Origin of the sequence: Sphingobium jiangsuense (assembly GCF_014196495.1) — a bacterium.
Classification (GTDB): Bacteria; Pseudomonadota; Alphaproteobacteria; order Sphingomonadales; family Sphingomonadaceae; genus Sphingobium; species Sphingobium jiangsuense.
In genome coordinates this window covers 1-10,086 of record NZ_JACIDT010000039.1, presented here as the reverse complement: position 1 = coordinate 10,086, position 10,086 = coordinate 1, and the positions used below count along the sequence as shown (strand labels likewise).

Genomic DNA, 10,086 nt, shown 5'->3' with positions numbered 1-10,086 from the left:
ACCCTGGAAATGGCGCCACTTGAAATCCGTCATCGTTCCGTCCGTCCAATCTCCGCCAAGCATGCTCAAGCTTCACGATTTTTGCAACAGAGCCGCCGTGAACGCCCGCAGCCGAACTGGTCAACATGATCCGTCCGTAGCGTCGCTCCACCATATGTGGCCAGACGGCGCAGGTGCAGGCGCGCGCGCCTTCCAGGTGGACGTCGAGCACCTCGCACCACTCCTCGTCGTCCATTTTGGCAAAGGTGCGGTCACGGACGATGCCGGCGTTGACGATCAGCCCGTCGATCCGTCCGAACCGTGCCATCGCGGCGTCGGCGATTGCCTGCCCATCCCTCGCATCGGCGATGCACGCTTCTGCGATGCCCCCTGCCGCGCGAATTGTCTCGGCAACGTCGGCTGCGCTCTGCCCGCGTCCCGCGACAAGGACTTGTCCACCCTCGCGGGCAAGAGCGAGGCAATATTCGCGGCCGATGCCCGCGCCGCCCCCGACGACGACGATCACCTGTTGCGCGAACAATCCGGTCAGACCAGCCATCTGCTGCATCCTCGCTGCGTTTCTTCGTTTGGTTTCACGTCAGCCGTTGGCAGCACCAAGCTGACTCGGAAGTGTCGGCAGGAGTCGCCGATGTAGCCAAGGCCGGAGCAGGCCGGCCGCGCGACATTGCGAATCTACCGACATTTCCTTGTCGAGGGCAGCGCTTACCCCGCCTCTTCCTTAGCCATCCGCAGGAACTGGGACCGTGTCTTGGGCCCGTATGTCTGGAACGATGGATTCGGCCGTTCGGCATAGACATTCTGCAATCGCCGTAACGGATCTAGCGCGCCTGGGTCCGCGAGCGCCTTAACCTGCGAAGGCACGATCCCGTAAAGTCGCGCCGAATTCAATCCGAATACCTTGGCTCGAATCTCATCGGTTATTGCCGGATATCCGTAGCGTTCCTGATATTCCTCTGAAATATGGAAGGTCTGAAAGGCCAGAATCTGGTCCTGTGGAGAGCCGAAGAAGAGGCTGTCGGTGCCCCACACGACATTGTCCTCACCGACATATTTGAGAAGCTTGCCGATAAAGTGAGCAGCCTGGTTGGGATCCTTCATCACATAGCGCCAGGATGCGCCGATCTCCGCATAGACATTGCTGCCCGGCCCAAGCCCCGCCTGCCGCATCGATCGGATCAGGGAATTCGTGCCTATGTCCGCCGGCCCCCGATCCGAATACGGCCCTTCGGCGAGTTCGGGCACGAAAGCGGAGTGATAGATGACGAACGCCATGTCCTTGTAGGTTCTGGCCGCCGGCCCGACGTCCTTCGCGCTCATATAGGGCTTGCTGTCCGGCGTGGCGATTTCGCTGGGAAACGGCAATCCCTTGTGCACGCAGATGATCCTGATGTCGTTCCGAAGGAGTTCGGACACATAGCGATCCATCACGCGGTGGTCGTCGAGCCAGAAGGACAGCCCGCTATTGAGAAACTGGGTATAGGTCTTGGCTGCCGAAACGCCCCATTTCTCCTTGATCTCGCCAATATTCTTGACGTCACGCTCCATGGTGGGGTTGATCCGTCCGTGCAGGAGGAGCCGTTTCCCGCTTTGCAATGCCTGCACGGCGTCACGTGTTTCGCTGGCTTCACTATGGCTGAGCGGCATGGTTTCTTCGGTGCTAGGAACGAAGGTCAGCACGGCCACATCGGTATAGCTGTCCAGGAATACGTCCTTCATGTAGTTCGGACCGCTTACCCATCCCAGCAGCTTGATGATTTCGGGATCGCCCATGTCGGCGTCGGTAACCTTGCGCTGTGCGAACGCAGAGAGCCAAGAGCGATTGCGATTGCCCCAATCCCGGCCGAAATGGTGGGTCTGAACATCGAAGATGAAGTGCTTCTTCTTCAGCAACTCTTGCGCCACCGAGGAGTCCTTCCCCGCGTCGAGCGGCACTTTCCAGCTTCCGCCCGTCTGACCATAGGCCTTGTTGATATCGTTGAAGGCCAGGAGCGTGGCTGCGGCTCCGCACGCCGACATCATGAAGTTGCGCCGCCCCATGCCGATCGCGCGGGCAGACTCGCCGGCGACGTCAAGGGCGTGGCGATTTGCTGCCTTGTGCCGCTCATTCAGCGGAATTGGATAGGTTTCCCCGTTGGTAGCGGAATCGACTTTTATGGGAAGTCGGCGGCCCTCGGGATCATGATCTCCCCACATACTTAATTCCTTCCAATATTTGACTCTTTTATAAGAGGGTTAAAATGTCTGAAAAATAATGATGTAATCATGAATTAATTACGATTCCTTGTTCAGATAGATTGGAGATTTCTTCATTGGTATATCCAATGCGGGAAAGGATTTCCTGCGAATGTTCGCCGAGAAGTGGGGGGAAGTTTTGCGCTGGACCACGCGATCCGCTAAGCCGAGCTGACCGCCTCACCATTGTAACGGGTCCCGCAATGGGGTGTTCGCGTGTCTCGAACAGCTTGCCGTGAACGACCTCGGGCGATTCATACACTTCCGGAATCGTCAGTATCTCGGCGTAGGGAACTCCCTTTTCTGCGAACCCTTCCATCCAGTGCGCTAGTGGCCTTGCTGCGAAGTAGGGGCGCATGACATTGATGAATTCTCCCCAGTTGGCCCGCCGATCCGCCTGCTTGGCGAATCGCGGATCTGTGGCGAGCTGAGGGCAGCCAAGTAGCTCGATCAGGGCGAAGAACGCCTTTTCAAGCGCCCCTAGCTGCACGGCGATCAGCTTGCCGTCGGCGCAGGTCATGATGCACGCCTGTGACGTCGCGCCCCGTGAGTCCCATGTGGGCACAATCTGGGCATCGGTGTATCCGGCATAGAAATCCGGGATAAACGAGACAGAGGCGTCGACCATAGTGATGTCGATGCGCCCGCCTTCTCCGGTCACCTCCTTGGCGCGCAGTTTAGCCAAGATCGCCGTTGCCGCCTGCATCCCGGTCACTTGGTCGGAAACGGTCGGCCCCCGCAAAACCGGGTTTTCATGGTCAGTGAACAAGTAGAGTATGCCGGACAGCGCCTGCCCGACCGTGTCGAAAGCCGGCCGGTTGCGGAACGGACCATCGGCGGAAAAGCCGGCGACCGCGCAATAGATGATGCCCGGGTTGATCTCCTTGAGCGCCTCATAGCCGATCCCCAGGCGATCCATCACGCCAGGGCGGAAGTTCTCCAGGACTACATCCGTTTCGGCCGCGATCTTCTTGATGATTTCGCGCGCCTCCGGCGAGCCGAGATCGAGCGCAACGCTCTTCTTGTTGCGATTGAACGCGCGGAAGTTGCAGCCATAGTTTGGAACGTTGCGTCCTCCGACATAAGTGCGGAACGGGTCTCCGCCGCCAGGGCGCTCGATCTTTATGACTTCCGCTCCATAATCGGCAAGCTGTTGACCGGCAAATGGACCTGCAATGAACTGTGCGATTTCGAGCACACGGACGCCCTTCAGAGGGCTATCAACGGGGATCTCCTTGCTCACGGACATCACTCCTCCCTAAATTCAGAAAAGAAAAAAGATTTCAGTCTATAACCTGCTGTCCGTAATCAGCTTATTCATCCGGCTCGAACATCAGAAGATTAGTCCCATCGGGCAGTGGCGCCCATGTCTTGCGGACGCGCATTCCGATGGCGGCTTTGTCGAGAGGGCAGTTTATCAGGTTGCCAATCACATTCACGCCTTCATCCAGCGTAATGGCCGCGACGAGAAATGGTGTATGACCAGCAAAAGGCGGGCGGGCCATATTGGCAACCGTATAGGTAAATACCACGCCGCGGCCGGAGACTTCTCGCCACTCCAGATCTCGGCTGCCGGTGAAGACGCTGACTGGTCTAGGATAGAACTGATACTGGCCACTCTTTCGGCAATATTGGATAACCAGCCTACCTTCGCGGGTTGCTTCCCAATAGGGTTCGGAAAAGCTGAAATGCGGGGGAGGCTGGCGTTTGACGCCAAGCGTATCATTCATCTGTTCGCTCATGCGGCCATCATCCTTCCGCGCCGAGAATAAGGGCGGTGCTCGTGTTCCAGTTGCGGACATAGCGTAGGCCGCCGATGCCCGTGACCAGCGCGTATTCCCGGTTTTTCACCTGGCGTGCGCCGCCCTTGCCGAAAACCTGGCGCACGCCCTCGATCAAGTTGACACCGCCGCCGGCAAGGCCCGGCTGACCCGCGGAAATCTGGCCCCCCCCTGTGTTGATCGGCAAATCGCCATCATGGGCGAGATTGTGCTCCTTGATGAAGGCTGCCCCCTGTCCGCGCTTTGCGAAGCCAAGCATTTCAAGCTTGATCATGACCGCGATCAGGAAATCGTCGTAGGGTTGGTAGCTACCCATATCCTGGGGTTTGAGCCCGGCCTGGGCGAACGCTTTCTGGCCTGCGATGCAATGGCCAGTTTCCGTAATATCGGTCAGATTCTCGTTCGCGCGGTAGTTCGTCCTTTCGCCATAGCCCAGGGGTACCGCGAAATTGTCCAGCCCCTTCTCCTTGGCGCGCTTGCGGGTGGTCATTAGAAGGCCGTTGCCCCCATCGCACGTCATCACACAATCCAGCAGGCGGATCGGGTCCGCGATCATGCGCGAATTGAGGTAGTCCTCGACCGTAATCGGCTTTCGCAGCTTCTCGCAGGCATTGTCGTTCAACAGTGCATGGTTGCGCTGGGTAACGGCAAGCTTGCCCAAGGCCTCCACATCGAGCCCGTAGAGGTGATCGTACCGGCGGCTCAGCAGTCCGAAATCGGCGGGTCCACCGAGCAAGCCCTGAGGATATTGCCATTCGTCATGGAACGACCGCATGTTCAGGGTGGCTTGGTCGGTCGCCTGAGTGTCGATATTGAGCAGCAGGATCGTGGTGCATAATCCTGCATCCAGCGCCGCCGCGGCGCGGGCGACTGCTCCCACCGCCGAAGAGCCGCCGATGTCCACGGTCTGGCAGAAATCGAGCTCCAGGCCGAGAAACTCGGCGGTTGTCTGAGACCAGAAGCAATTTCCCGCACCGCTGATCGACGCGTTGATCAACATTCCGTCGATCTCGGCCTTTTCGGTGCCGGTGCTCGCGATCAGCGACTCCAGCACCTCGCCGCCCAATTCCCAGACATGCCTCCCGGCTCGGGCCTCGATCTTCGTTTCCGCAAAGCCGATGATCGCGTTATCACGTAACGCCATGTTTCTCTCCTCTGAGCTCGTGGCCAGGGTCAGCTTTGGGTGCCGGGTGCTTCGCCATGTTCGTCCCCCGATCTGCCCGGCTTGACCAGCGGTCTTGCCCGGCCCGAGACGAACTCCTCGATCCGTTCGGCGGACTCGGAGCCCATTGAGATTTGGCTGAACACCCCTTCGATGAACAGCCCGTCGTCATAGGAACAATCCTGAATGCGAGGCAGTCCGTGGACGACCGCCCAGTTCACCAGGGGCGCATTTTCCGCGATCCGGTGCGCAAGCGAGGTGGCGCGCTTGATATGCTCACCTTTGGGCACACAATATTGCAACAGGTTGTAGCGCTCGCCTTCTTCGGCCGACAAGACCCGGCCGGTCAGCATCATGTCGGTCATCCGGGCAACGCCGAGCAGGCGGGCAATGCGCACGGAACCGCCACCGCCGATATAGAAGCCGCGCTGGCCCTCAGGAAGCGCGAAGAACGAGGTTTCGTCCCCTACGCGGACGTGGCAAGAGGTTGCAAGTTCAAGGCCGCCGCCCACGCACGCGCCGCTGATCGCCGCGACGAAGGGAATACGGCCACGCGCCAGATGGTCGTGGGGGCGGCCCTTTGCTGCCGTCCCGACGCGCATGTCTAGATATCTGGAATGATCGGTTACCCAGCTTTGAGCTTCGGCGAGATCCATGCCCCCGGAGAAGTGTTCATTGTGACTGAACAGTAAACCTACGCGCGCCTCCTCGCCGGCGCGATTGATTGCTTCTTCCAGCTGTCGCAGCAGCGCAGAGCTCAGCGCATTGCGCTTCGCGGGGCGATTAAGGCCGATTTTGGCAATGTTGCCGTCGAGCTCGTAAGTTACTACCTGTCCAGACATTTAGATTCCTTGTGGCAATGATTATCCCCCCGGGGCGAATTACTTCATACGTGGCAAGCCAAGACCACGCAGGGCAATCGTGTTGCGCTGCATTTCGCCTGTGCCCCCGCCGATGGCCGTCATTATCGAGTAACGCAATTCCTGCTCCATTTCGCCGAGCGGTGCAGAAGGGCAGTCCTCGGAAAGGAGGCCGCCCGAACCAAGAAGATCAAGTGCGGCTTCGCCAAATCGCTCATGAAGATCACCTATGAACATCTTGCTTATCGCGGCCTCATAAATGGGTACGCGCTCGGCCTGAACCAGTTCGGCGTTGCGCAGCGCAAACTGCCGGGCGATCTCCAGATCAGCGGCAAGCCCGCCGATCCTGTCACGGATGACGGGATCCTTCGCCCGGTCGTTGTCCGCCGTAATCAGGTGGTCGATAAGACGGTACAAGATCTTCTGGAGATGCGCAGCCACACTTCCGATCGTCACTCGCTCAGCTGCCAATGCGCTCGTTATCACTTGCCAACCGCCGTTTTCCGGCCCCAGCAAGGCACTCGCTGGAATGCGGACGTCATCATAAAAGGTCGCGCAGAAAGTACGCCCGTACATCGCTTTGATCGGGCGGATATCGATCCCTGGCGTATCCAGCCGCACGAGAAAGGTGCTGATGCCGGCATGCTTGGGCTTCGCCTCGGGATCGGTCCGTGCCGCGAGAATGGCATATTTGGCGAGTTCGCCATTGGTCGTCCACAGCTTCTGGCCCGAGACGACCCATTCCTCGCCATCGCGCCGCGCCATGGTGCGCAGCGACGCGAGGTCGGAACCTGCCTCGGGCTCGCTGTAGTGCAGGGCGAACATCGATTCGTCGTCGCCCCGCAGCATCGCCGGCAGAAACTGTCGCTTCTGTTCATCTGAACCGAATTTGATGATGGCGGGGCCGATAATCGTTTCGGCGACCATATAGGTTTCCGACGGCGCCTCGCAGAATTCAAGCTCCTCGATGAAGGCTAGCTGTTCGTCGGCTGCGCGAGCCTGTCCGCCGAGCTCCTTTGGCCAATCAAGACCAAGCCAGCCTGCCTCTCCCATCTTACGGGCGAACTCCGGCTGCCACCGTCGGTATAGCAATGGCTTTTTGCGATTGGCTTCGCGTTCGGCAGCAGTCCAGTTGGCATCAAGCCATTCACGGATGGATTTCCGAAATTCGATGACGCGCTCACTGGTGTCGTGCGAAGGCAGCTTCGCACCTTTTGACAGCAACTGGTCCGCCAAGGCGGAGCGGGCGCGTTGTGCGCCACCAAAACGTGCGAGATCGGCGTGGACGCTGCGAAAATGGCGCGGAGCCTCATGCTCTTCGGAATATCCGATCGCTCCCAAAGCGTGATGGACTTCAAGGATGAGCTGGCGCAATGCCGGGCCGGCAAATGCGATCGCGGCATCGGCAAGCATGCGCCAGCCGGCATCACCTCGGTCATAGGCATCCGCTGTTTTACCAAGTCCAAGGCGGGTGCCATCAAGCTGAACGAGGCAGTTCGCCAGCTTATGCTGGATGGCCTGGAATTCGCCGATCACGTGACCGAACTGACGCCGGATCTTGGCGTACTCAAGCGCCAGATCGAAGGCGCGCTGAGCGGCCCCTTCAGCACGCGACGTGGCGGCCAGACGCGCGATCGTAGCTGCGTCGGCAAGTGATTTCTCGTCAAACGGATGCCAGGCAACTGGCCGGCAATCCAGTTCAAGCTCGCCGAGTGGCGCGATCGAAAGTGCAGGCGTGGGCGTTACGCGCACGCCGTGACCGTCAAGCATGACGATAGCGATACCAAATGGGGCGCTCGTCAGTACCAGGACATGGGTAGAGGCGGTCAGGCCCTCGACAAAAGCAGTGCGACCCAGGAGGCGGCCATCTGCCCATCTTGCGGCACCCGCGGCGAAATCGCCGTCGAAACCCGACAAGGCGACCGTGGGTATCGCCTTTCCCGATCGAACGTCCGCAATGAAGGATCGCGTTACAGGATCATCGAAGCCTGAGAACAAGCGGTTGCACAAGAAGGTGGCGATAAGCGGCGTGTGACAGGATGCTCGCCCAAGCTCCTCACAAACAAGGAGCGTCTCACGCAGACCTGGTCCTTCCGGTGCACCCAGTTCGGCAAGCCCGAGCTCGCACAGCTCGCTGTTGATCCGGCGCAGTTCTGCCGGATCCGATGACATGGTGACAGCCCGGTCAGTCGTCCATTCATCCCCAAGCAGGCGCCGCACGGAGCCAACCAGCAGCACGCGTTCTTCCGAAGACATCTTTAATGACATTTCTACTGCCTTTGTTCTGTTCGACCCGGCCGGCGCGTAACAGTATCACTTGAAGAGATGTGTCCCTGGGTGGTTTCGCCCTTCCTTGTCGATGCGTGCGCAGTACATTCGAGAGTCGGCATGTGGTGGTTTGGCGTTGGCAGGGGTTGTTTTTCAAATGCCAATAGAGGTAGCCATTACCAATAGAGGTACACATTCATGCCTGTTGCGTCAACATGGCGGCGCCGGGAAAAACTGTATCGTCGACGACAACTCGGCACGACGGTGGTAAGGACCGAAAGCTGCATGAACCTGACACCTGCCGGGATCGGGACGAGGCCTGTGTGGGTGAAAGGCCTGCTAGTTAACGCTCTCGTCGATCCGCTTTTAGGCTCCGTACGCGCCAGACCGCTGACTTCCGTCGCGACAGCGCTTGAGCGATTTATAAATCCGCGGGTACCTGCTGCTCTATGCACATTGTGTGCTGTTGCGGGGTAATGGGTTCACCTCTATCACCTAGATTGAGGCAGCGGTCCCAGCGCTATCATATGTAGCGTACTTATACCCAGGTGGCGCGGAAGCTATATCATGCGTGACGGACGAGACTCATGAGTGGGGGTTGGAAGACCGATCCGATTACCAAGCGTGCAGTAGATCTTTTGCGCCGCGACTCGCTCTTGCTGAGGGACGGAGAATTTATTGGGGCGGAGGAGGAGCTGCGCGCGCGCTATGGTGTAAGTAGGCCGACGTTGAAGCTGGCCGCGGGCATTGTGGCTCAGGACCAGCTCGTTCAGACACGGCGCGGCATGAACGGCGGTTACTTCGCCGCCCGCCCAACTGCGGACGCCGCTGCACGGGCTGCATCAATTTTTCTGAGCGCCAACGGAGCGAGTCTCGAAGAATTGGTCAATGCGTCCACGCCCATACGAATTGAAATCGCGCGTCTTGCGGCGTTATCGGATGATCCGGATCTGCATGCCGAGCTGGAAGCGTCTCTGCATGAAGAAGCTGCTCTAATGGCCGAGCCGTTCAGCTACACCGCCTTCCTCCGAGCAGATCGTCGATTCTGGGTCACCTTAAGCGCAGCCTGCGGCAATCCGGTCCTGCAGCTGTTCCTGGACGTCTTGCTGTCCCTTGTGCTCGCTGTCGTGGAATCGAAGGATCCTGTTGGAGGAGATCGTGCGCGCTATAAAGACATGCTGAGTCGCCGGCACCGCGTGGCGCAAGCAATATTGAAAAGGGATCCGGCTATGGCTGCTCTTGCGGCGCGGTGCAGCACTCTCATTTCCGACTTCGACAAGAATAGGAAGCTGACCGACTATACGGGGGATGTCGGGCTGAAATGGTCATGAGGCCATCGCCACTCGAAGCTGATCGAGACTCGTCCGCCATTTAATGGCGGCAATGGCTAAATCGATCATGGCAGAGAGGCTTGCTGCGTCTTGCATGCGCGCGTGGCGATGTGGTCGATTCCTTGAGCCGGTAGAAACCTCACCCAAAGCCTTGATCAATAATTTCCGTGCGACTGGCTGGTCTGGTTTGCAGCCAGCAGGCCATCCTTGTCTACCGACCGGCTCGCCCTTCCGAGCGCCGTCTGTCGTCGCTCGACGGGGACGATCGTCAATGTCGCACTAGTGCTTTAGCTGGCCGTCACCCCAATCGGGGTATCGGCCGAGCGTCGCCATGCTTGCGGCCATCAGCAGCGACAGGGCTCTGTTGCAAAGATTGGCGGCAGTCAGAGGTAGGCTGTCGCTCTGCGCCGATCAGGCGGCTGCTGCGAAATGGTGGTTGAGCATGCCCATGG

General features: G+C 59.1%; 8 protein-coding genes. 1 reads left to right on the top strand and 7 read right to left on the bottom strand.

The genetic code is table 11. The features are described from left to right. From GGR43_RS22785 to GGR43_RS22755, 7 genes are all read right to left on the bottom strand, one after another. On the bottom strand, positions 1 to 538 hold a 538-nt coding region (locus GGR43_RS22785; RefSeq protein WP_223177582.1), incomplete at its 3' end, for an SDR family NAD(P)-dependent oxidoreductase. Between the two features lie 164 nt (positions 539 to 702). After that, entirely contained in the window at positions 703 to 2,193 is a 1,491-nt protein-coding gene (locus tag GGR43_RS22780) for an amidohydrolase family protein (RefSeq protein ID WP_188074022.1), read from the bottom strand. Positions 2,194 to 2,260: 67 nt separating this feature from the next. Continuing rightward, positions 2,261 to 3,475 (bottom strand): CaiB/BaiF CoA transferase family protein, encoded by a 1,215-nt coding sequence (locus GGR43_RS22775; RefSeq protein WP_188074021.1) that lies wholly within the window; start codon positions 3,473 to 3,475, stop codon positions 2,261 to 2,263. Between the two features lie 70 nt (positions 3,476 to 3,545). Then, a complete protein-coding gene (locus tag GGR43_RS22770; RefSeq protein WP_188074020.1) occupies positions 3,546 to 3,974 on the bottom strand; it encodes a Zn-ribbon domain-containing OB-fold protein in 429 nt (142 codons plus the stop codon). 7 nt (positions 3,975 to 3,981) lie between these two features. Further along, positions 3,982 to 5,157, bottom strand: a complete 1,176-nt coding sequence (locus GGR43_RS22765) for a thiolase family protein (protein WP_188074019.1) — start codon at positions 5,155 to 5,157, stop codon at positions 3,982 to 3,984. A gap of 29 nt (positions 5,158 to 5,186) precedes the next feature. Continuing rightward, entirely contained in the window at positions 5,187 to 6,017 is an 831-nt protein-coding gene (locus GGR43_RS22760) for a crotonase/enoyl-CoA hydratase family protein (protein WP_188074018.1), read from the bottom strand. A 39-nt stretch (positions 6,018 to 6,056) separates the two neighbouring features. Then, on the bottom strand, positions 6,057 to 8,303 hold the full coding sequence (locus tag GGR43_RS22755; RefSeq protein WP_223177581.1) for an acyl-CoA dehydrogenase family protein: 2,247 nt from the start codon (positions 8,301 to 8,303) through the stop codon (positions 6,057 to 6,059). A 587-nt stretch (positions 8,304 to 8,890) separates the two neighbouring features. Between GGR43_RS22755 and GGR43_RS22750 the strand changes: the two genes are divergently transcribed. After that, a complete protein-coding gene (locus tag GGR43_RS22750; protein ID WP_188074016.1) occupies positions 8,891 to 9,634 on the top strand; it encodes a FadR/GntR family transcriptional regulator in 744 nt (247 codons plus the stop codon). Positions 9,635 to 10,086 lie beyond the last annotated feature (452 nt).